General features: G+C 55.5%; 20 protein-coding genes and 1 riboswitch. Of the genes, 11 read left to right on the forward strand and 9 right to left on the reverse strand.

From position 1 onward, the window contains the following. Window positions 1-41 precede the first annotated feature (41 nt). From TH5_RS14030 to argJ, 3 genes are all read left to right on the forward strand, one after another. Window positions 42-1,169, forward strand: a complete 1,128-nt coding sequence (locus tag TH5_RS14030) for a hypothetical protein (protein WP_114122387.1) — start codon at window positions 42-44, stop codon at window positions 1,167-1,169. Between the two features lie 226 nt (window positions 1,170-1,395). Then, a complete protein-coding gene (locus TH5_RS14035; RefSeq protein WP_114122388.1) occupies window positions 1,396-2,250 on the forward strand; it encodes a peptidylprolyl isomerase in 855 nt (284 codons plus the stop codon). A 147-nt stretch (window positions 2,251-2,397) separates the two neighbouring features. Next, window positions 2,398-3,627: a bifunctional glutamate N-acetyltransferase/amino-acid acetyltransferase ArgJ gene (gene argJ / locus TH5_RS14040; protein ID WP_114122408.1), complete on the forward strand. Its 1,230-nt coding sequence runs from the start codon at window positions 2,398-2,400 to the stop codon at window positions 3,625-3,627. 80 nt (window positions 3,628-3,707) lie between these two features. Here argJ and TH5_RS14045 read toward each other — a convergent pair whose 3' ends face one another. Next, window positions 3,708-4,979, reverse strand: a complete 1,272-nt coding sequence (locus TH5_RS14045) for a pentapeptide repeat-containing protein (protein ID WP_114122389.1) — start codon at window positions 4,977-4,979, stop codon at window positions 3,708-3,710. Window positions 4,980-5,409: 430 nt separating this feature from the next. On the opposite strand from TH5_RS14045, the gene TH5_RS14055 reads away from it, so the two are divergent. Genes TH5_RS14055 through TH5_RS14065 form a run of 3 tightly spaced genes read left to right on the forward strand, consistent with a single transcriptional unit; the run spans window position 5,410 to window position 9,284 of the window. After that, window positions 5,410-6,630 carry a response regulator gene (locus tag TH5_RS14055; RefSeq protein ID WP_114122391.1) on the forward strand — a complete coding sequence of 407 codons (1,221 nt, stop codon included), beginning with the start codon at window positions 5,410-5,412 and terminating at the stop codon, window positions 6,628-6,630. A gap of 12 nt (window positions 6,631-6,642) precedes the next feature. Then, a complete protein-coding gene (locus TH5_RS14060) occupies window positions 6,643-7,836 on the forward strand; it encodes an HD domain-containing phosphohydrolase (protein ID WP_114122392.1) in 1,194 nt (397 codons plus the stop codon). Window positions 7,837-7,853: 17 nt separating this feature from the next. Then, complete coding sequence (locus TH5_RS14065) at window positions 7,854-9,284, forward strand: two-component system sensor histidine kinase NtrB (protein WP_114122393.1); 1,431 nt, start codon at window positions 7,854-7,856, stop codon at window positions 9,282-9,284. Between the two features lie 81 nt (window positions 9,285-9,365). Here TH5_RS14065 and TH5_RS14070 read toward each other — a convergent pair whose 3' ends face one another. The 5 genes from TH5_RS14070 to TH5_RS14090 all read right to left on the reverse strand — a co-directional run bounded on the left by TH5_RS14070 (window position 9,366) and on the right by TH5_RS14090 (window position 13,694). Continuing rightward, window positions 9,366-10,085: a hypothetical protein gene (locus TH5_RS14070; protein WP_114122394.1), complete on the reverse strand. Its 720-nt coding sequence runs from the start codon at window positions 10,083-10,085 to the stop codon at window positions 9,366-9,368. Between the two features lie 28 nt (window positions 10,086-10,113). Further along, complete coding sequence (locus TH5_RS14075) at window positions 10,114-11,550, reverse strand: catalase (RefSeq protein WP_114122395.1); 1,437 nt, start codon at window positions 11,548-11,550, stop codon at window positions 10,114-10,116. Between the two features lie 191 nt (window positions 11,551-11,741). Further along, window positions 11,742-12,062 carry a YnfA family protein gene (locus TH5_RS14080; protein WP_114122396.1) on the reverse strand — a complete coding sequence of 107 codons (321 nt, stop codon included), beginning with the start codon at window positions 12,060-12,062 and terminating at the stop codon, window positions 11,742-11,744. 12 nt (window positions 12,063-12,074) lie between these two features. Continuing rightward, window positions 12,075-13,097 carry an asparaginase gene (locus TH5_RS14085; protein ID WP_114122409.1) on the reverse strand — a complete coding sequence of 341 codons (1,023 nt, stop codon included), beginning with the start codon at window positions 13,095-13,097 and terminating at the stop codon, window positions 12,075-12,077. A 111-nt stretch (window positions 13,098-13,208) separates the two neighbouring features. Continuing rightward, window positions 13,209-13,694 (reverse strand): Lrp/AsnC family transcriptional regulator, encoded by a 486-nt coding sequence (locus tag TH5_RS14090; RefSeq protein ID WP_114122397.1) that lies wholly within the window; start codon window positions 13,692-13,694, stop codon window positions 13,209-13,211. 142 nt (window positions 13,695-13,836) lie between these two features. On the opposite strand from TH5_RS14090, the gene phhA reads away from it, so the two are divergent. Continuing rightward, window positions 13,837-14,727, forward strand: a complete 891-nt coding sequence (phhA, locus tag TH5_RS14095) for a phenylalanine 4-monooxygenase (protein WP_114122398.1) — start codon at window positions 13,837-13,839, stop codon at window positions 14,725-14,727. 125 nt (window positions 14,728-14,852) lie between these two features. On the opposite strand, the gene TH5_RS14100 is transcribed toward phhA, so the two are convergent. Then, window positions 14,853-15,275: a response regulator gene (locus tag TH5_RS14100; RefSeq protein ID WP_114122399.1), complete on the reverse strand. Its 423-nt coding sequence runs from the start codon at window positions 15,273-15,275 to the stop codon at window positions 14,853-14,855. A 266-nt stretch (window positions 15,276-15,541) separates the two neighbouring features. Further along, window positions 15,542-15,709: riboswitch (cobalamin riboswitch) on the forward strand. Between the two features lie 92 nt (window positions 15,710-15,801). On the opposite strand from TH5_RS14100, the gene TH5_RS14105 reads away from it, so the two are divergent. The 3 genes from TH5_RS14105 to meaB are packed head-to-tail and all read left to right on the forward strand — an operon-like array spanning window position 15,802 to window position 21,126. Beyond that, window positions 15,802-17,865, forward strand: coding sequence for a methylmalonyl-CoA mutase family protein (locus TH5_RS14105; RefSeq protein ID WP_114122400.1), 2,064 nt, complete (start codon window positions 15,802-15,804; stop codon window positions 17,863-17,865). Between the two features lie 2 nt (window positions 17,866-17,867). Beyond that, entirely contained in the window at window positions 17,868-20,024 is a 2,157-nt protein-coding gene (scpA, locus tag TH5_RS14110; protein WP_114122401.1) for a methylmalonyl-CoA mutase, read from the forward strand. A 16-nt stretch (window positions 20,025-20,040) separates the two neighbouring features. After that, window positions 20,041-21,126, forward strand: coding sequence for a methylmalonyl Co-A mutase-associated GTPase MeaB (meaB, locus tag TH5_RS14115; RefSeq protein WP_114122402.1), 1,086 nt, complete (start codon window positions 20,041-20,043; stop codon window positions 21,124-21,126). A 50-nt stretch (window positions 21,127-21,176) separates the two neighbouring features. On the opposite strand, the gene TH5_RS25520 is transcribed toward meaB, so the two are convergent. Continuing rightward, window positions 21,177-21,332 (reverse strand): hypothetical protein, encoded by a 156-nt coding sequence (locus tag TH5_RS25520; protein WP_156484587.1) that lies wholly within the window; start codon window positions 21,330-21,332, stop codon window positions 21,177-21,179. 299 nt (window positions 21,333-21,631) lie between these two features. Continuing rightward, entirely contained in the window at window positions 21,632-21,787 is a 156-nt protein-coding gene (locus TH5_RS25525) for a hypothetical protein (protein ID WP_167443558.1), read from the reverse strand. A 234-nt stretch (window positions 21,788-22,021) separates the two neighbouring features. Here TH5_RS25525 and TH5_RS14120 point away from each other — a divergent pair, with 234 nt between their 5' ends. Next, a complete protein-coding gene (locus TH5_RS14120) occupies window positions 22,022-23,020 on the forward strand; it encodes a tRNA dihydrouridine synthase (protein WP_114122403.1) in 999 nt (332 codons plus the stop codon). The last annotated feature ends 85 nt before the right edge of the window (window positions 23,021-23,105 follow it).

A 23,105-nucleotide genomic window follows, 5' to 3' on the forward strand; every position in this document is an offset into this window, starting at 1 on the left:
AATTGCTCCCATCCCGCAGCCCTTCAGGAAGGAGGCGCTGAATGTTTGGACACCCGTCGTTTAATAACAGCACGCAGGGACGCTCCGCCGATTTGCTGGCAACGTCCCGTCGTGTTGCGGCCGCCGACATTCAGCCCGACACAAGGCAAAACCGCCCATCCCCCGGACAGGATACCGTGCGCGAGGGACGCCGCATCATCGATCAGATCGATGAAAGCCTGCGGATCAATTTGCGTCTTGATGAAACACTCGGCGATGGCGCCTTTTCCAACCCTGTTTCCCCAACGGCAATTGAAAAACTGACCGGTGCGGTCGGCGCCACCCTTGGCAATGCCGCAACAAAAATGAACCGCGATGCCTTCATCATGCTGGCGATGCTGGGCATTCCCCCGGCCGAGGCCCGTGAAATGGCCGATGCCCTGACCAAGGGGCTTGAGGGTGATATGGCCGCCGCTGCCGGTATTGATGGCAGCCCCGCCGCCATGGCGCGCGATTTTGGTCTGGCACTGGCCAATGGTTTTGCAAAGCGCGGCAGCAGTGCTGCCTTTTCGATGGTATCGCAAAGTATTCGTATCGATATGAAACAGATCGAAGCCCGCTTTTCCGACGCCCTTGGCAGCGGCAGCATCTCGATCAGCGAATTTCACGCCCGCGTCGAACAGATCCGCGTTGAAATCATCGGCATTACCCAGCAGGACCCGCTGATCCTTGATCTTGACGGCAACGGGATCGACATCACCAGCCTTGAAAACGGCAGGATATTTGACATCAATGGTGATGGCACGCAGGACCGCACCGCATGGGTGACCGGTAATGACGCGCTGCTTGCACTGGATCGCAACCATGACGGCATCATCAATGATGGCACCGAATTGTTCGGCGATCAGAATGGAGCAAAAGACGGCTTTACCGAACTTGCCAAATATGACGGCAACAGGGATGGCCGGATCGACAGCAACGATGACGTCTTTTCATCTCTGGTTCTTCTGCGCGCTGATGGCTCGACCACCAATCTAACCGATGCCGGCATTTCCGCGATTGATCTGACCTTCATCACCCCGCTGGATCAGAAACTGGTCGGTGGTGTTCTGGCGGCAAGTGCCGGTTTTGAACGTGATGACGGCAGCACCGGCACCGTCGGCGAAGTCTTTTTTGACGTTCGCGCCTAGCCGTGACATCCCGATTTGTGCCGCAACCGGCAGCGAAGGGCCTGAAAATCCCCTACCCGGTGCGATTATGTTTTCCGCGCTACATCAGCATTTCACATTTTAGCCAGATTGCTTTGAAAAAACCGTGACACCCGAGGGGAACCCTTGTGTGTCACGAACGGATGTGATTTATCCGTGGGGTGAGGCATGGGGAAAAATCCCCCTAAAATGAAAGTCTGGAGAAAATATGCTGCGCAAAACCCTACTCGCTGCGTCACTTGCGACCGTTATGTTTGCAAGCCCGGTTATGGCACAGGACGCTGCACCGGCCGAAGACCAGGTTCTTGCAACCGTCAATGGCGAGGAAATCCTGGAATCCGAAGTGCGCGCGACGCAACAGGGCCTGCCCCAACAGTATCGCCAGCTCCCGTTTGAAATGCTCAAGCCGATGCTTGTCGACCGTGAAATCAATCAGCGCCTGCTGATGCTTGCCGGTCAGGACGCAGGTCTTGCCGACGACGAAGAGGTCAAGAAGCAACTCGCCGCCCTTGAACGCCGCCTCGTCGCCGAAACCTATCTTGAGCGCGCAATCGCCGAAAAAGTTACCGACGACGCGATCAAAGCCCATTACGACGAATTCATCAAAACCAACGAGCCAGAGCCGCAGGTTCACGCGCGTCACATCCTTCTGGAAAACGAAGAAGACGCCAAAGCCGTGATTGCCGAGCTCGATGACGGTGCCGATTTCGTCGAACTCGCCAAAGAAAAATCAACCGGCCCGTCAGGTCCGAATGGTGGTGATCTTGGTTTCTTCAACAAGGGCGACATGGTCGCACCGTTCGCCGAAGCTGCCTTCTCGATGGAGCCGGGCACCTATAGCAAGGAACCGGTTCAGACCCAGTTCGGCTGGCACGTGATCCTGGTTGAAGAGAAAAAGGAAGGCGAACAGCCAAGCCTTGAAGAAATTCGTCCGCAGATGGAAGCCGAAGTGACCCAGCAGGCCGTTCAGGACCTGATTGAAGAACTCCGATCCGATGCCGAGGTGGTGAACAACACCGAAACCCCGGCCGCCGACGACAGCGCAGAAACCCCGAAAAACTAAGCCCCACGGCTTAATCGGTTTCAAAAGCTGAGATCCAGAACGGGGTGAGCCATCGGGCTTCACCCCGTTTTTTTGTCATCCACCCGTGCCAAATGCGCTACCTTTGAATTAATGGCTTGGTTACGTTCAACGAAGGAAATTGAACAGATGGTTGCGACTTCGCTTTCTCCGCTGGCTCCGGCCGGTTTTCCCGATCTTCCGGCAATTTCCGGTGTCAAACTGCATACCGTAACCCTTGGCATCCGATACAAGGGCCGCCCCGATGTCCTTCTGGCCGAACTGGAACCGGGCACACAGGTTGCGGGTGTCTTCACCACCTCGACCACGGCATCGGCCGCGGTTCGCTGGGGACGCGAGGCGCTTAAAGGCGGCACCGGTCGGGCATTCTTTGTCAATGCCGGTAACTCGGTTGCCTTCACCGGCAAGGCGGGCGAAAAATTCGTCGCCGATAAAGTCGAAGCCGCCGCAAAGGCACTGGGTTGCGACAAAACCGAAATCTTTACCGCATCGACCGGTGTGATCGGGGAGCCGACCACCGCAAACCGCATCACCGATGCCCTGCCCGATCTTCTGGCAAATGACGCTGGCTGGCTTGATGCCGCCAAGGCCATCATGACCACCGACACCTTCCCCAAGGGCGCATCGGCCACCGCCACCATCCACGGCGCCAAAGTCACGATTGCCGGTTTTGCCAAGGGTTCAGGCATGATCGAACCGAACATGGCCACCATGCTGGGATTCATCTTTACCGATGCGGCTGTCCCCCATTCCGTGCTTCAGGCGCTGCTGGCTGATTGCACCAACCGTTCTTTCAATGCGATTACAGTCGATAGCGATACCTCAACATCCGATACCGTCCTTCTGGCGGCAACCGGCAAGGCCGGCAATGCTGCCGTCACCGGTATTGATGATCCGGCACTGGCCGGTTTCAAAACCGCCCTTGAAGACGTGATGCGTGATCTGGCCCATCAGGTGGTCCGCGACGGCGAAGGAGCTTCGAAATTCATAACCGTCAATGTCACCGGCGCCATCAGCGAAAAAGAAGCCAAAATCACCGCCAAGGCGATTGCGAACTCTCCGCTGGTCAAAACCGCGATTGCCGGTGAAGACGCCAACTGGGGCCGTATCGTCATGGCAGTCGGCAAGTGCGGCGTTCAGGCCGACCCGAACAAGCTGACCGTTTCCATCGGTGGCATTGTTCTGGCGAAAAACGGCGAACGCGTTGCCGATTATGACGAAGCCCCGGTCGCAGCCCACATCAAGGGCCAGTATATCGACATCGATGTCGATCTTGGCTTTGGAGATGGCAAGGCCACCGTCTGGACCTGCGATCTGACGCATGGCTATATCTCGATCAATGCCGATTATCGTAGCTGACTGATCCTAGCAACCTGAATAAATCAAAGCCGCCTTCAATCGAAGGCGGCTTTCTGCTGTCGGGGGCACGCCGGTTCGGTTCAGGAATGGTCGGGCAAATGCCCGCTCAGGATCGCCCCCACATTCGCCCCCTCGAAATCAACGCTGCCCAGATCGGTATCACCAAACGCAACGCCCGAAATATTGGTGCGGATCATTTTGACATCGACCATTTTCGGATTGGTGAAGATCGCATTGCGAATATCGGCCTTGGAAAAATCCGCCCCGCTCAGATCGGCATGCCACGTCACCCCGGTTTTGTGGCCCTGGCCGTCACGCTGCTCGACCGCGCCAAAGCGTGCCCCCTGGAAAATTGCCTTCTGGCAGTTTGCCCCGTTCAATCGTGCCCCGTTCAGGGTCGCACTGTTAAGCTTCGCAAGCTTGAGGTCCGCCCCGCGCAAAGAGGCCATGGCAAGAATGGTATCGATAAACAATGCCCCGCGCAGGACGCAATTGTCAAAACAGGCGGCCGAAAGGTCCAGCCCCGAAAAATCCATCCCCGAAAGATCACGCCCCGTCGCGTTAAGCGGCTTGCCCTGCTGGCCGCCGCTCGAAAGCCATTCACTATGCGCATTCACCAGATCGCGAATATCATCGGGCAGGGGTGCAACCACCTTGCTGCCAAGACTGTTGGCGATATTGGCCTGCGAAAGATCCACACCGTTCAGGTCGACATTTCGAAGATTAGCCCCGCTTAAATCCGTTCCCGAAAGCACCGCATTCTGAAGCTTCGCCCCCTTGAGGTTGGCGTTCTTCATCTTGGCACCCGAAAGATTGCAACCCGATAAATCCGCCCCGGCAAGGTTCACGGCAAACATGTTGGCATCGCTGAGGTCGGAATCCATCAGGTTCGAACCCGACATATTGGCTTCCGCCAGATTGGCCCCCACAAGCATCGATCCTTCCATATCCGCATTGGCAAGATCGGTGGCCCGTTTGACCCGGCGTTCGCGCCCGGAATCCATCACGATCATCACACCGGATCGAAGATCGGCCCCCTTGAGATTGGCATTGCGCAACTTGGCACGTGCCATGTTGGCGCCGCGCAAATCGGCCCGCACAAAGCTTGACCCTTCAAGATCGGCTTCAACAAAATTGGTCCCGAAAAGATCGCAAAAATTGAAACTGACATCCTTGATCACGGCCTGGATAAAGTTTGATCCCGGCATGACCGCGTCTTCAAGGCTGATCTTGCTCATCTTGATGCGCGAAAGGTTCCCGTTGCGAAGCTGCATGCGCTTGCCGCCAGGTTGTTTCAATACATATCGCTGATGCTTTTTGATCGCTTCAATCAGCTCTGTACGTGAAACCATTTTCTAGGATCGATCTCCCCGATGATCTTCTGGCCCGGAACAATTTTGGAATGGTTACAGCATTATGATAGCCCGGCTTCATGCATAATTTTCTGACACAATATGACATCTTGGCATTTTCAAACCGCTTTCCAACCGGTTTACGCGATAAATCGGACCACAGGCCGGATCATCCTCACGAATACACCGGCATCCGATGCCGATCAGGTGGATACCTCCTGCGTCCCCTGCCAGATTGATGTCTGGGATTCCTGCAACAGCCTGTTGCACGCCGCCACGCCCCGGAAAATGCACCGACCTATCTACAGCGTGTAAAAATTTCTGCTCACAACTTTAATTAATTGCACCCCGATACCTTTGATACGACGCATGAAATCACCAAATATATCGGTAACAACAAACGCGCCACTCGTTGCATGGACCCCGATTTATGAACCAGATTCTGTTCGTTGACGATGACGAGAACATCCTGCACGGCCTGCGCAGGCGCTTGCGCGGCATGCGACCTGACTGGGAAATGGTCTTTGCAACGAGTGCCGCCGAAGCATTGGAACTTTCCAAAAGCATGCAGATCGATGTCATCGTATCGGACATGCGCATGCCCGGTATGGATGGGGCCACACTGCTTGGCACCCTGCAAAAAACACACCCGCATGCCACGCGCATCATCCTGTCGGGTTTTGCCGAAGAAGAAGCCGTCCTCAGGACGGTCGGCCCGGCCCATCAATATCTGGCCAAGCCGTGCGAGGACTCGCTTCTGATCGAAACCATCGAAAATGCACTGGACCTCCGCAGCCTGCTGTCCCGTCCGGAATTGCGTTCGCTGGTTGCCAGTATCGATACGCTAAGCTCCCCGCCCGATACCTATCTTCGGCTGGTCAAGGCTCTTGAAGACCCGAAAATCTCGCAGGAACAGATCACCCAGATCGTTTCATCGGATATCGCGCTGACCGCCGAAGTCCTGAAACTAACCAACTCTGCATATTTCGCCATCGCCCAGAAAATAAGCTCCGTTTCCCACGCCGTTCGGATGATCGGTACCGAAACGCTCAAGGCCCTGGCACTTTTCGTTGGTATTTTTCGCGGCTTTGACGGCCCCAAAAGCGAAGCCGCCAATCTGCTGCGTCTTTGCCATCGCAGCCAGCAGATCGGCGTTACGGCCGCCCTGATTGCCGAATATGAAAAGCTGCCGCGCGCTATTTGCCAGGCCGTCCCCTCGACCGGAATGCTCAGCCACGTCGGCAGTCTCATCCTGTATGCCAACCGTAATGCCGAAATGGCAAAGGTGATTGAAAGGGTGGAAACCGACCATGTTCCGATCGAACAGGCCGAAATTGAACAGTTCGGCGCAGGTCATCCGGAAATCGGTGCCTATCTTCTGGGATTGTGGGGTTTCCCCGCCCCCGTGGTACAGGCGGTTGCCTATCACCACCGCCCGATGGATACGCCCCATCGCGAAATGAATGTCCTGACCGCGATCTATGTCGCCCAGGACCTCACACGGCAGGTTGCCGCCGAGGAAGCAGGCAAGAAAATCGAAAGTCATATCGACATGGATTATCTTGCGGGTATCGGCAAAGCCGACCAGCTTGATGAATGGTACAAGATCGCACGCGTTGTAGCCGACAAATATAAAACCCTGACCCAGTAAAGACCCGCGGCCATGGAAAAAAGCAAAGTCCTATTCGTCGACGATGACAGAAACCTGCTTCACGCCCTGCAGCGCAAAATGCGCCGCAAGTTCGATTTCGAAATTGCAATCGGTGGCGAGGAAGCCCTGCGTATCCTGATGGAAGACGGTCCCTTTGCCGTCTGCATTGCCGACATGCGCATGCCCGGTATGGATGGCGTCAAACTTCTGACCGAAATCGGCCGCGTCAGCCCCGATACGGTCCGCATGATGCTGACCGGAAATGCCGATCAGCACACCGCTGTCGAAGCCATCAATCGCGGCCAGATTTTCCGGTTCTTCAGCAAACCCTGCGATGACGAGGTGCTCGAACAGGGGATCAATGATGCCATTCGCCAGCATCAACTGATCACCGCAGAACGCAATCTGCTTGAACAGACACTGGCAGGCAGCGTCAAGGTTCTGACCGATGTCCTGGCACAGCTTAACCCCCTGATATTCGGGCGTTCGATGCGGGTAAAATCTTGGTGCGACTTGATTGCGCGCGATATCGGCTATCCCCAGCCGTGGGAACTTGGTCTTGCGGCCCTGCTTGCGCCGATTGGCATGGTGTCCCTGCCACCCGATACCCTTGCCCGTCTGGCCATGGGCAAGGTTCTGCAACCGCTGGAACGCGATCTTTTGAAACGCACTCCCGAAGTGGGCAAACAGCTAATCGCCAATATTCCGCGCCTGAATCATATCGGTGAAATTGTTTACCTGCAGTTCAAGAACTTCGACGGGTCGGGCTTCCCGGTCGGAGACAATCCCAAGGGCAAGGATATCCCGCTTGGCGCGCGCGTGCTGCGCATCCTCAATGATCTTGCCGAACTCAGCACCAGCGACATGCCACTCGCCCAGAATTTCGATGAATTGCGGGAACACCCGCACCGCTATGACCCCGAACTTCTGGGTCAGATATCCGACCTTCTTGCTATTGTTGACGATTCCTATGACATCGAAACCCACCCCAAAGGACGTGAACAGGATGTCTTTCTCAAGTCGCTGCGGGTACACGACTTTCTGATGACGGACATCGAAACCGTCGAAGGCCACATCCTGCTGACCCACGGCAATCATGTTTCCGAAGTCCAGTTGCAACGCCTGCGCGTATTCCAGCAGATCCACAAGTTTCGTGAACCGATCCGTATTCGCCGGGGCGGCTCCCGCCCTTCGACCAATGACTGAATAACGGAAGTGCTGGCATGACAGACAAGCGGCACAATGACGAACATCTCAAGGTCATTCACCCCACCAGTGACTCGGCGGGGACCGACGATCTTCTTGATGCCATCAATCAGCTTGATGTCAGCCCCGAAGCTCTCAAGCAAATCCATGCCCTTCTGAACGAACAGAAAAAACGTGAAACCGAATCAAATCAGCGGCTGAAAACCATCCTGAACAGCGTGGTCGAAGGCATTCTGGTCATCGATGGCGCGGGAATGATCTGTGACTGCAATGAGTCCGCCCTGAACCTTTTGCGCGGCTCAATGAAGGATATGCTGGGCCTGTCGGTTGACGCCCTTTTTGTCGACCGCAAATCAACGGTGCGCCACAAACTGCTGAACCGTTGCATCAATATCAGCAGCGGCACACTGCGCTATGACTATACCGAAACGATGGGCCAGCGCCTTGATGGCGATACCTTCCCGATGGAAATCACCGTAAGCCCCGCCAATTTCACCGGCGAAATGAGCTACCTTTACATTTTCCGCGATATCACGCGCCGCAAACAGGCCGAAGAATCGCAACAAAAACTCGAAGGCGAACTGCGCGAAGCCTTGAAGCTCGAAGCCATCGGCCATCTGGCTGGCGGGATCGCGCATGAAATCAACACGCCCAGCCAGTATATCCGCGACAACCTGAAATTCCTCAATGACGGCTACGGGGCCCTGTCACGTATTCTGGGTCTTGCCTTGCAAGCACTCTGGCAGAATCGCGACAAACTGCCTGAAAACACCTTCAACAATTTTGCCCGCAAAATGCGCGATGCCGATCTGGAATTCCTGCTCGATGAAATCCCGCACGCAACCCAGCAGTCGCTTGATGGCATCAATCAGGTTGCGCGTATCGTCCTGTCGATGAAGGAATTTTCCCATCCGGGCGGAGCGGAAAAAACCGCGACCGATATCAACCGGGTCCTGTCAAACGTCACCGTCATATCGCGCAATGAATGGAAACATTACGCGCAGCTCGTCGAAAATTACGAACCGGAACTGCCGCATATCCCGTGCCACATCAACGAAATCAATCAGGTGTTTCTCAACCTGATCGTCAATGCCGCGCAGGCAATCGACGCCGCCGGGCGGTCCCCCGAAGAAGGCGAAATCAAAATCAAAACCACCTTCCTTGATGACAGTGTCCTGATCAGTATTTCCGATAACGGCACGGGCATTGCCAAGGAAAACAGATCAAAAATCTTCAACCCGTTCTTCACCACCAAGGAAGTCGGCAAAGGCACCGGTCAGGGCCTCGCCATCACCCATGACATCGTTCAGATCAAGCATGGCGGGCGCATCTGGTTTGAAACCGAAATGGGCAAAGGCACAACCTTCCACGTCCTCCTCCCGGCCGAGGATCGGACAGGCAAACCTGACACAGTCAAAAAGCCGACAGATAAAAAGAAAACCGCCTAGGTTTATCTGCCATCAAAGCAACGGAGTTGGCCGGGGAAATGAAGATGTTTCGCCGGCCAACCGATTAAGCCCAAGCGTGTTCTAGTCCTTGGCAGGAATAACTTTGCCCGGCAAACTTAAGTCGCCAGAGGCAACCTTGAAAACGTCACTGACGCACAGCAGGGGCGCATGGAGATTGCCGTTGATTTTCAGGCCCGCTGTCACACCATCATAGCTGGCCGTACTGATGCCCCCAATAAGGCCAACCGGAATGCTGACATCAACTGTATCTCCGTCAAATACGGTTTCGTATTCCGGGCTGTCGATCAGGATGGGAACACCGGGCCAGGTTGGCGGAACTTTGGGTGTTGTGCCCGCCGGGATATCAACGACCTTCAACCCTCCGCCACAGGCCTCATCCTTGGTAAGAACAACCCAATGCGGATGCCAGATATGCCGGTTCTTTCCGCCATACGCCGCATCGTCGAAATCTGGATGGAACGTAACGGCAAGTGCAACAATTCCCTGCTCTTTCTCGAACCCGACCTCGCTGCTATCAAGACTGGTCGGCCAGACATAGGCGTAAACACTCGATCCCTCGAATTGTCCTGTTGCATCGGGCTTGTCCTTGCCCGCCTCCCCGCGAACACGGGTAGAAAAAATTGCCGTTTCCCCCTTGGTCACGATCATTGTTTCAACAATATCGAACGAGGCCTGCACCGCTTCCGATCGCTCGGATTTGATTGAATGGGCAAATACGGATGTCATGGACATCAATAGTGCGCCTGTCGCCAGTGCGCCGGTTACTGCTTTCGTAATCATCTTGGAACTCCTGTTCGTTTCCGGGGATTTAAAACGAGATGCCAAGCGCGCTTACGACACCGTCACCATATGCAGGATCGGCAAGAGTGCAGTTTGCAATATGACGCCGCTGTATCGCGATATCGGCATCCCTGATGGAGCGCGCGGTATTTTCGAACAATGTCTTTTGCTGTGCCGGCGACATAAGCCGGAACAGATTGCCAGGCTGTTCGTAATGATCCTCCATGACCCGGTGGTCATTATGATCAGCATCGCCTTCAAGTGGCAGTGGGGGATCGATTTCCCGTGCCGTTTCCCATTCCGACTGCGAATTCGGGTAATAGGCAATTTTCGATCCTGCATTCCCGTCAACGCGCATTTGTCCGTCGCGATGATATGAATGATATGGGCATTTGGGCGCATTAACCGGAATGGACGCATGATTGACGCCAAGCCGATAGCGCTGGGCATCACCATAGGAAAACAGCCGGGCCTGAAGCATCTTGTCAGGTGAAAAACCGATACCCGGAACAATGTTCGCCGGGCTGAAGGCCGCCTGTTCCACCTCGGCGAAGACATTCTCGGGATTGCGGTTCAGCTCCATCACTCCGACTTCGTGCAATGGGAAATCTCGCTTTGGCCAGACCTTTGTCAGGTCGAAAGGATTGTGGCGGTGCTGCTGCGCCTCAGCATCCGTCATGACCTGAACATAAAGCGTCCAAGATGGGTAATTTCCCTGTTCGATGGCGTTATAAAGGTCGCGTTGATGGCTTTCTCGATCCGCACCGATAACCGTCTCTGCATCCTCATCGGTTAAATTTTCAATGCCCTGACTGCTACGCCAGTGAAACTTTACCCAAACGCGTTCGTTGGCCACATTGATCATGCTGAAGGTATGGCTGCCAAAACCATGCATCGTGCGATAGGATTTTGGAATGCCCCGATCGCTCATGACGATCGTGACCTGATGGAGGGCTTCGGGCAGCAATGTCCAGAAATCCCAGTTACTGTTGGCATTCCGCATCCCTGTTCGTGGATCGCGCTTAACAGCATGGTTCAAATCAGGAAAACGAAGAGGATCCCGAAAGAAAAAGACCGGAGTATTGTTACCGACCAGATCCCAGTTGCCCTGATCGGTATAAAACTTGACAGCAAAGCCACGAATATCGCGTTCGGCATCTGCCGCACCACGTTCTCCCGCAACAGTCGAAAACCGAACAAATACGGGGGTTTGTTTACCTGTTTGGGAAAAAACCGACGCCTTGGAAAACCGGGTGATATCCGAGGTTACGGTAAACGTGCCGTAAGCCCCCGATCCCTTGGCATGCATACGGCGTTCTGGGATGACTTCCCGATCAAAATGCGCCAGCTTCTCGATCAGCCAGATATCCTGAAGCAATGCAGGCCCCCGCGGGCCGGCAGTCTGGATATTGAGATTATCGACGACGGGGGCGCCATTCGCGTGTGTCAGTTTGTCGCGGTTCATGATTGTCACCTGTTCTCTACAAAGACGAGATCGTGCGGTGACAGCAGAATGATTTGTTGCTGATATTGATGCGAGTTAAGGACTGTAAATTGATGAAAATTTACAGTCGTCATTCATGGCAACACCCTACGGAAAATGAACTTCTTTAAGGCCGGATCACACTCTTTCTGGGACCTAAGTCGGGATCAAGCCTATCGCGGCGCGAACAAAATGATCCCCGCCCCGACAAGGCAAACCGCAACCCCGGTCATGTCCCATCGATCAGGCATTTTGCCCTCAACCAGCCATAACCAGCCCAGCGACGCGGCGATATAAATCCCGCCATAGGCGGCATAGGCCCGACCGGCAAAATCGCTTTCAACCCTAGTCAAAAGCCACGCGAACACAATCAGCGACAAAATACCTGGCACGATCCAGAATGCGGATTTGCCAAGCCGAAGCCACGCCCAGAACGCAAAGCATCCGGCGATTTCGGCAGTTGCTGCACCGGCATAGGCCGCAATGCTGTGCATCTTTCCCCCAAATCAGAATGCCGGGCGCAAATCCCCTGCATATTTGCCCGCCCAGTTGGTCAGAACCGGCGTCAGATACTTTTTAAGTGTTTCGGCGCGGGCATCGTCAATCACGCCATGCTGGCGCAATATCGCCCCCATCGCAACCTCGGCCCCGCGCTGCGTGCCGTCATCGATCTTAAGCGCGACACCAAGCCCCTGTTTGGGGAATGCTGCGCAATAAACGCCTTCCGCCCCAACCTTGACCAACGCATCTTCGCCGCAGACTTCCATGATCCCGGTGCAAAAACGCCCGGTGCCCGCCACCATGAACGGGGCAGCCGCACATCCCTTGCGAATGCGCTTGATCGCCTCGATACGTTTCGGTGCCAATCCGCTTGGATCAGCCATGCGCGCCATCGCAAGGCCAAGGTCACGCAACCGCATCCCGATCACCGGAATACCGCATCCATCAATGCCACGTGGCGTGGATGACAGATCGCAATCGCCCATTTCCTCGAGAATTCTGATCAGGCGCTGCTGAACCGGGTGGGCTTCCTCGATATAACCTTCGGGATCATCGCCCATATGCTGTGCGGTTGTCAGGAACCCGCAATGCTTGCCCGAACAATTGTTATGCGCCTTTGAAAGCGTCACATGATCAGACGCCTGCTTGATCGCCGCGTTCAGGCTTAGCGAATAATGCGGCGCGCATTCCAGCGTATCGACCGACAACCCGATTTTCTCAAGCCATGCAGCAACCGTCTTGGCATGTTCTTCCTCGCCATTATGCGACGAACAGGCCAGCGCAATATGCTTGTCCTCGAGCCCGAACGCATCCGCCGCCCCGCTTTCAAGCAGCGGGATCGCCAGCAACGGCTTGATCGCGGATCGCGGATACATCAGCGCGTCAATATCGCCCCCTTCGGCAACCACGGTGCCATCGGCCTTCATCACGACATACCGCCCGCGATGGAAACTTTCGACCATCCCGCCACGGGTGGCTTCGACAAGGATCGGATTGGCAGCAATCTGGTTGGCAGAATTGGCAGACATCTTGGGGCTCTCCATAACCGGGGCGCATTCAGAACAGGATCAAACCTATGCCCGAAGTCGCCCCAAAAAAGCAAGCATCACCCGTGATGCAGTGCAACGCGATCAAAACGATCACCCGCCCGCCAGATGACCAACCGGAATGGCCGTCTGGTTCTTGTACTCCTTTAACACAAGGCTTGACTGCACATCACGCACATTGGGCATCGATAGCAGCTTGTGCGTCACGAAATCCCCGAAGCTTTCAATATCGCGTGCCAGCGCCACCAGAAGGAAATCCTGCCGCCCGGTCATCGCCCAGCAGGACATGATCTGCGGCAGGTCGTTCATCGCCTTGGCAAAATCCTCCGCCCCTTCTTCGGTGTGGCGTTGCAGGCGGACCTGAATGGTTGCCATCACGCCAAGCCCGGCCTTCCTGCGATCCAGCAACGCGACCGTCTGGCGAATGATGCCCGATGCCTCAAGCTGCTTGACCCGGCGCAGGCACGGCGATGGCGACATGCCAACCTTTTCGGCCAGCTGCACATTGCTGATCGATGCGTCACGCTGAAGGATTTGCAGGATTTTGATGTCGGTCGGGCTTAACAGCATATCGGTCATTTTTTGCCCTCAAACTGGTTTATACAGTCACATCTGATCAACCATAACGCATTTTGATCCCTATATCGCGCGAAAATGACATTTGAATTGATGTAAAATGGTTCATGCAGAAAGTCTCATCAGGGAGCAAACGAGGACCGTCATGGACCAGAACAAAAATCTGCGCGGCGATTACAGCCACATCAATAATGACTACACCGTGGCCCAGGACTGGGCATCCTATTCCGGGGCCGAACACGACCTCTGGCGCAAACTTTATGCCCGTCAGAAGGCGATCCTGCCGGGCTATGCCGCCCCGGACTATATCCGCAATCTTGAAAAACTTGATGCCGCCGATGGCATTCCGCATTTCGGCCGGGTCAGTGAAAAGCTTCATGCCGCCACTGGCTGGCACCTTGTCGCGGTGCCGGGGCTGGTGCCCGATGATGTGTTTTTCGATCATCTTGCCAACCGGCGCTTTCCGGTCACCGTCTGGCTGCGCAAGCCCGAGGAAATCGACTATCTCGTCGAACCCGACATTTTCCATGACTTCTTTGGTCATGTGCCGATGCTTTATGATCCGGTCTTTGCCGATTATCTGGCGGCTTATGGGGCCAAGGGGCCAGAGGCAATTGCCAAAGGTGGGCTTAAAAAACTCGCCCGGATGTATTGGTACATGGTCGAGTTCGGCCTGATCATGACCGAGCATGGATTGCGCGCCTATGGGGCGGGCATGCTGTCATCGCAAACCGAGACCATCTATTCCGTGTCTGATCCAACCCCCAACCGGGTGGCGTTTGACCTCGAACGGGTGATGGCAACCGACTATGCGATTGATGATTTCCAGAAAACCTATTTCGTGCTGACCGACTACCAGCAGCTTTTCGATGCGATGGATGCGGATTTTGCGGCAATCTATGACCGCCTTGCCCAGCGTCCGGCGATTGATCCGGCAGTCACTCTTCCCGGTGATCAGCTTTATTACATTCACGGGGACGAGGATCACACGATTGCCATGCCATCGGGTGATCCGGCACAGCTTCGGCACGCCTGAAACGGCATTTACTACTATGATATGAGTAATACGAAAAATCGGGTCCAACGGCATTTTTTGCCAAACGACCCGATTTTTTGATTATTCACTGAAAATGAAAAATGCAGGTGATTGCCAAAAATAACTCAGCAATGGCTCATGGATTTATCGAGCGCCCGGTTAAGCTGCTCGATCACCACCATCGGGCTGGCATCCTTGCTGATAAAATCTGCCGCGCCAAGGGCATCGGCCTGTGCCCGCGTATCGGCATCATAATGGGCAGAGAAGAACAGAACCGGCACCTCGACCGCGTTCGGGAAGCGGCGGCGAATCTCGCAAAAGGCTTCAAACCCGCTCATACCGGGCATTTCAAGATCCAGAATAATCGCGCGCGGATACAAACCGTCCAGCTGGTCGATCAGATCATCGGCACAGTCAAACCCTGCCACGTCATACCCGGCACGGCGCAAAACGGTTTCAAGGGCCGCTTTGGCGCTGGGGCTGTCGTCGGCAAACGCAACCAGACCGTCATGTGTCGGTCGGGGCGGCACGGCGCTGAGCGCATTCATGGATGGCAATACTCCGAGATTTGGGACAGCCCCAATCTGGCAGATGAAAATGTCAAATTGGTTAAATCCCGCATTTTTTCCCAGAAACCATCACAATCCAGCCAAAGTATAATGGCAGCGGCGCGTCATGGATATCCGCCCATCAATCTCGTCCTTGGCAGAAAACAACCATTTTTCAGAAGGATAACGTTACGGAATGCTACAAGACGACGGCGGGATTGACCTAAATAGGTATTTCCATGCCTATTTACGTAATTATGGACGGGTGCTATAAACACCGCCATGTCGCAGATGCGATATGCAAACATTCTTTCGGGAATTCGGTACGATCCGGCGCACGTCGGCGATCAAGGCCGAAGCTGCCCTCGCAACTGTAAATGCGCCGTTTCTGGCGGTGCGTAAGCCAGATACCGAAAGATGGCTCTTGTTTCTACCGGACCGGGCGGGGTGTACCGGGCGGAGAGAATCCGTTGTAAAATAGAATCGGCCCAGATCCGAAAAGATCCGACCGCGACCGGGAGAGAGCATGACAGACCCGTTAAAGCTGGCCTCTGAGTTTCCAGCCGCAGATTATGCAAGCTGGCGTCAACTGGCGGAATCCGGCCTGAAAGGCGCATCCTTTGACAAGAAACTGGTCACAAGGATGCTTGACGGTTTCGCCATGCAGCCACTTTACACAAATGACGATCAGGACGACGCCGCCCGCCTGATCCATCAGATCCTTTGTGCCGCCGTCGATGCCGAGGATGCCGCCAGCGGCTGGGATATTCGCCAGCTTCATGCCTATCCCGATCCCAAATCGGTCAATGCAGCGATTCTCGACGATCTGGAAAATGGCGCGACGTCGGTCCTGTTACGTCTGGATGCCGCGGCACGCGCGGGTGCGGGCATCACATCGGGCGACGTTGGCATTGATGGCATCGCCATTCATTGCCTTGCCGATCTCGATTGCGCACTTGACGATGTCTATACCAACCTTGCGACCATCGCGATGGATGCCGGTGCCGCCGCCATCCCGACCGCTGCGCTTTTGGCCGCGCGCCTTGAAAAGGATGCGGAAAACAGCGCCGACGCGGATGACGATTTTGCAAGCGACGCAGCCCCGGCCTTTAACATTGATCCGATTGGCACATTGGCCGCAACAGGGTGCCTTCCGGTTTCCGCCGATGATGCCATCCAACAGGCCGCCGATATTGCCGCCGATCTGATCGACCGTTTCCCGCATGCCACCGCCATCACGGTCAATGGCGCACCATTTTATAATGCCGGTGCAACCGACGGGCAGGAACTTGCCTGTCTGCTGGCCGGTGGTGTTACCTATCTGCGTGCGCTGACGAATACCGGCATGATGATTGATCAGGCCGCAGGCGCGATTGCGTTTAATGTTGCGGTTGGCACCGATTTCTTTGCCGGGATTGCCAAGCTGCGCGCGCTTCGCCTGATGTGGAGCCGGGTTCTTTCGGCATCGGGTGTTGATGACGCCACCATCACGATCAATGCGGTATCAGCCGAAATGGCCCTGTCGAAGGTTGATCCATGGGTCAATATGCTGCGCACCACCGTCACCAGTTTTGCCGCCGGACTGGGTGGGGCCGATAGCGTTATCTGCCTTCCCTATGATCATCTGATCGGCCTGCCCGATGGCTTTGCGCGCCGCATTGCGCGCAACACCCAACTGATCCTGCAAGAAGAAAGCAACGTTCACCGTGTGATCGACCCGGCAGGCGGATCTTGGTTTATCGAAAATCTGACCCGCGAACTGGCATCCAATGCCTGGGGCCGGTTCCAGTCCCTTGAAGCCAAGGGCGGCATTATCAAAGCCCTTGCCGACGGGTCCCTGCAAAAAGAGATTTCGGAAATCTGGCAGACCCGCGAAAGCCGCGTTGCCACCCGGCGCGATCCGCTGACCGGGGTGTCGGAATTCCCCAATATCACCGAGGCCAAAGTCACCTGCGATACGCCGGATCTGGCAACCATCCGCAAGGAGGCCAAAGCCCGCCAGACCGGGTTTAAGGATGTAATCGGCATCAGCCTTGAGGGTCTGATCACGGCGGCCAAATCCGGTGCCACCATCGCACAGATGTATGAAGCCCTTTATGGCAAGGCCGCAGGCATAACCATCGATCCGCTGCCAACCCATCGTCTTTCGGAAAGTTTCGAAACCCTGCGGGATCGTGCCGATGCCCACAAGGCATCAACCAGCAAATTTCCGCAAATCTTTCTGGCCAATCTGGGCCCGGTTGCCAAGCACACCGCGCGCGCGATGTTTGCCCGAAATTTCTTCGAAGGCGGCGGGATCGAGGCGATCACCAATAACGGCTTTGCCGATGCCAGCGAAGCCGCCAAGGCATTTGGCGAAAGTGGTGCCAAGATCGCGGTGATTTGCGGATCGGACCCGCAATATGCCGACATGGCCGCCGATGTCGCCAAGGCCCTAAAACAGGCCGGAGCAAACCGCATTTACCTTGCCGGGCATCCCGGCGATGCGAAGGCCGATTACGAGGCGGCCGGTATCGATGATTTCATATTTATCGGGGCGGATGTTCTTGCGATCTGCGAGACGGCCCTTTCACATCTGGGGGTAAAATAACCATGACCCGGATTCCGGACTTTTCCGATCTGCCGCTGTTTGATGGCGCGACTTCCGGCCCGACCAGCCCGGTCAATACAGCACCCTGGACCACGCCTGAAGGCATCGATGTCAAAGCGGTGTTTGGCGCGGATGATCTGGCGGGGCTTGATCATCTCAACACCATGCCGGGCATGCCGCCCTTCCTGCGCGGCCCCTATCCGACCATGTATGTCCAGCAACCCTGGACGATCCGGCAATATGCCGGTTTTTCGACCGCCGAAGAATCCAATGCATTTTATCGCCGCAACCTTGCCGCCGGCCAAAAGGGCCTGTCGATTGCCTTCGATCTTGCCACCCATCGCGGTTATGACAGCGACCATCCGCGTGTGACCGGCGATGTCGGCATGGCCGGTGTGGCGATTGACAGCATCTATGACATGCGGACCCTTTTTGATGGCATTCCGCTCGATCAGATGTCGGTCTCCATGACCATGAATGGCGCGGTTCTGCCGGTGATGGCGCTTTATATCGCGGCTGCCGAAGAACAGGGTGTGAAGCATGAACAGCTTTCGGGCACCATTCAGAATGACATTCTGAAGGAATTCATGGTCCGCAATACCTATATCTATCCGCCGAAACCCTCGATGCGGATCATTTCGGACATCTTTGCCTTTACCTCGCAAAACATGCCGAAATTCAATTCGATCTCGATTTCCGGCTATCACATGCAGGAAGCCGGGGCGACGGCGGACCTTGAGCTGGCCTATACCCTTGCCGATGGCATCGAATATGCCCGTGCCGGTCAGGCTGCGGGTCTTCCGATTGATAAATTCGCGCCGCGTCTGTCGTTCTTCTGGGCGATTGGCATGAATTTCTTTATGGAAATTGCCAAAATGCGCGCCGCCCGTATGATCTGGGCCAAGCTGATCAAACAGTTCGATCCGCAGAGCCCCAAATCGCTGTCCCTGCGCACGCACAGCCAGACATCGGGCTGGTCACTGACAGCCCAGGATGTGTTTAACAACGTCATCCGCACCTGTGTCGAGGCGATGGCATCAACACAGGGCCACACGCAGTCGCTGCATACCAACGCCCTTGACGAGGCATTGGCCCTGCCGACCGATTTTTCGGCGCGTATTGCCCGCAATACGCAGCTTTTCCTGCAACAGGAAAGCGGTACGACCAAGGTTATCGATCCGTGGGGCGGGTCCTATTATGTTGAACGCCTGACCCGTGATCTGGCGGAAAAGGCATGGGCCCATATTCTTGAGGTCGAAGAACAGGGCGGCATGGCCAAGGCGATTGAAGCCGGCATTCCGAAAATGCGCATCGAAGAAGCGGCTGCGCGCACGCAGGCCCGGATCGATAGCGGCCGTCAGACATTGGTCGGCGTGAACAAATACCGTGCGACTGATGATCGCCCGGTCGATGTTTTGCAGGTCGACAATGCTGAGGTCCGCCGTCAGCAGATCGCCAAGCTGGAGCGTCTGCGCGCCGAACGCAACAATGCGGATGTTGAAGCCGCCCTTACCGCCCTGACCAATGCCGCCGATCAGGGCAGTGGCAATCTGCTTGAACTTGCAGTGCAGGCCGCCCGATCAAAATGCACGGTGGGCGAGATTTCCGACGCGCTTGAAAAGGTCTATGGACGTCATCAGGCCGTGATCCGTTCGATTTCGGGGGTCTATAAAACCGAAGTCGGTGCCGATAACGAAGCACTGGCCAAGGTTGACCGGCTGGTAAACGAGTTCGAACAATCCGAAGGCCGCCGCCCGCGCATCCTGATTGCCAAAATGGGACAGGACGGGCATGACCGCGGCCAGAAAGTCATCGCAACAGCCTTTGCCGATCTTGGCTTTGACGTCGATATCGGCCCGCTGTTCCAGACACCCGAAGAAGCCGCCCGGCAGGCGGTTGAAAACGATGTGCATATCGTTGGTGCCAGTTCGCTTGCGGCCGGTCACCTGACCCTTGTGCCACAGCTTCGCGCCGAACTGGACAAGCTTGGCCGCGAAGACATCATGATCGTTGCCGGTGGTGTTATCCCGCCGCAGGACTTTGACAAACTTTACGAAGCCGGGGCCGAGGCGATCTTCCCGCCCGGAACCGTGATTGCCGAAGCGGCCTGCGACCTGTTAGAAAAGCTCAAGGAATCAACGTCCGAGGAAGCAGCCTGATTGTGAAGGCGAGATCGTGACAGAAACTGCGCCAAAGAGTGCGCCCCAAAATGCACCGGAAACGCTGCGCACCATATCGGGCGGCCCCAAGGGCCAACCCCGCAAAACGGTGCGCAGGCGGGTTCTTTCAACTGACGAGATTGTTGATGGCATTCTGGCCGGTGATCGCACCATTCTGTCACGCGCAATCACACTGGTCGAAAGCCGCAACGCCAGACATTTTGATCAGGCGCAGGACGTTCTTTCGCGCCTGATGCCCCATACCGGCGGATCGCAGCGCATCGGCATTACCGGCGTGCCCGGTGTCGGCAAATCCACCTTTATCGAGGCCTTTGGCAAAAACCTGACCAAGGCGGGGAAAAAGGTCGCCGTGCTGGCAGTTGATCCGACAAGTGCGCGGTCTGGCGGGTCGATCCTGGGTGACAAGACCCGGATGAACGAGCTTTCCATTGATCCGAACGCCTATATCCGCCCATCGCCCAGCAGCGGCTATCTTGGCGGGGTCAATCGCATGACCCGCGAAACCATTTTGCTGTGCGAGGCAGCCGGTTTTGATGTGGTTCTGGTCGAAACCGTCGGGGCTGGTCAAAGCGAAACCATGGTCGCCCAGATGACCGATTTCTTTCTGGTCCTGATGCTGCCCGGTGCCGGGGATGAATTGCAGGGGATCAAGAAAGGCGTTCTTGAAATCGCCGATCTGATCGCGGTCAACAAGGCCGATGCCGACCCGGCCAAGGCACGCGAAGCCAAACGCGAATATTCATCCGCCCTTCGCATCCTGCAACCCAGCAGCCATCATTGGCGCCCGCAATCGATCATGGTGTCGGCCCTGATCAATGATGGCCTTGATCAGGTCTGGGATTTGATCAACCAGCACCGCACCATCATGGAAAACGAAGGCGAGTTCACTGCGAAACGGGCGCGTCAGCAACGCGACTGGATGTGGACCATGCTGCGTGACCGTTTGCTTGAAACCTTTACCGCCCGCGAAGATGTCGCCGGACGCCTCAAAGCCCTAGAAGCCGATGTTCTGGCCGGGTCAACCAACCCGACCGCCGCGGTCGAGGAAATGCTTGGGCTGATCAAGACACCCCAAAAATAAAGGCCGCGCAAAAGCGCGACCTTTGATCGGATAGCTCGTCGCAGCAGGTCTTATTTCTTTTCGCCCGCTGCTTCGAGTTTTGCCTTCAGAACTTTCAGCTTTTCGACTGCTTCATTGATTTCAGTGTCGAGATGCGCCAGGTCTTCACGTTTGTCACGCGGCATGGCTTCGATCTCGTTCAAAGCTTTTTCGATGATATAAAGCAAATTCTGTCCTCCGTTATTGGCTGCCGGTTATATGACAGCTCGAAATTTCTTTGTCTTAAGCAGGCCGTAATTCGGACTGCCATAATCGCCGCTGTCATAGCCCGGTTTGCTATCAGTCCCCATGATCCTGATCAACAATCCGGTCAAGCCGGGGTAACGGCTTATTGGTGGCGCATCCTTTTTTGATGCGCACCAATGAGCCGCCCGGGTCGTATGCCGGACCCGCAAGTTATTCTACCCAAAACAGGGGTAAAGAAACAGGGATACAAGACAATGTGTGTTGAGAAAAGACCGACAGGCTAGCCGTTGGTGGCGGGTTGTTCGAGTTTGTCTTTGAGGATTTTAAGATTTTGCGCGGTTGATTTCATCACCGTTTCAAGACGCGACAGTTTTTCACGGGCATCGCGCGATACGGCTTCAACTTCATCCAGCGCACTTTCGACAATATACAGCATTTCCACACTCTCCTGCCCGGACCATCACAATGTCCGGGTCGTTTTATTGTGATTGACCTATTGAAGGTGGGCGGGAAATTCGCTGAAACCTTGTCGGAAATAAGCCAAATTGGCCTTAATTCGCCGATCCTGCTGTTCACAGGGCAAACCTGGTCTGTGATTTTTGACCGGCATGATGTTGCGCTTTGTGATAAAAGCCGCGCACTCAATTTCATTTAACGGGATAATTCGCAAATGACGCATCTGGTGCTTGCACCAATGGAAGGACTGGTCGACTGGCGCGTTCGGCAATTGCTGAGTGCGACGGGCGGGTTTGACCTGTGCGTGACCGAGTTTATCCGTGTGTCGCAAAACCTGTTTCCGGCTCATGTGTTTTACCGTTATTGCCCCGAATTGCTTCAGGGTGGCAAAACGGCATCAGGCACGCCGGTTCTGGTGCAGTTGATGGGGCATGATCCCGAATTGATGGGCGAAAATGCCGCCTTTGCCGCGTCCCTTGGCGCGCCGGGGATTGATATCAATTTCGGCTGCCCGTCCAAGACGGTGAATAAACGCGAAGCCGGTGCATCGCTTTTGAAATGCCCGGACAACCTGTTCAATATCGTCTCAAGCGTTCGCCGTGCGGTTCCCGACCATATTCCGGTCAGTGCAAAAATCCGTCTGGGATATGCCGACAAGGAACTGTTTCTGGACAATTCGCGCGCGGTCGAGGCCGCCGGCGCGCAGCATCTGACAGTGCATGCGCGCACCAAGCTTGAAGGATATAAACCGCCCGCACATTGGGAATATCTGGCGCGCATCCGCGAAGCCATTTCAATCCCGATGACGGCCAACGGCGAAATCTGGACGGTTGAGGATTACGCGAAATGCCGGAATGTTTCGGGCTGTACATCCTTCATGCTGGGCCGTGGTGCGATTGCCGCCCCCGACATCGCCAATCGCATCAAGGCGTCTGAAGCCGGTCAGAATCTTGAAAAACAAAGCTGGTCCGATGTCCTGACGATGCTTTTGACCTATATCGATCTGATGAGTGCCGATGACACCACCGAAAACCATCAGGCCGGACGCATCAAGCAATGGGTGGCGATGATCCGCAAGGGGCATGAACAGGCCGCCGATTGCTTTGACGAGATCAAGCGCATTCGCGACATTCACGAGCTTCGCGCCAAGCTGACCGCTGATCGCGACAATCCGGAAAATCAGCGGACAAATGTTCCGATTGCCGCCGAATAGCTGGAAATAACGGGATATCAAAGGAAAAGGCAGCCTGTTTGGCTGCCTTTGTCATTTCCGGATCAGATGATCCACACGATCCGCG

Source organism: Thalassospira xianhensis MCCC 1A02616, assembly GCF_003326475.1.
Taxonomy (GTDB): domain Bacteria; phylum Pseudomonadota; class Alphaproteobacteria; order Rhodospirillales; family Thalassospiraceae; genus Thalassospira; species Thalassospira xianhensis.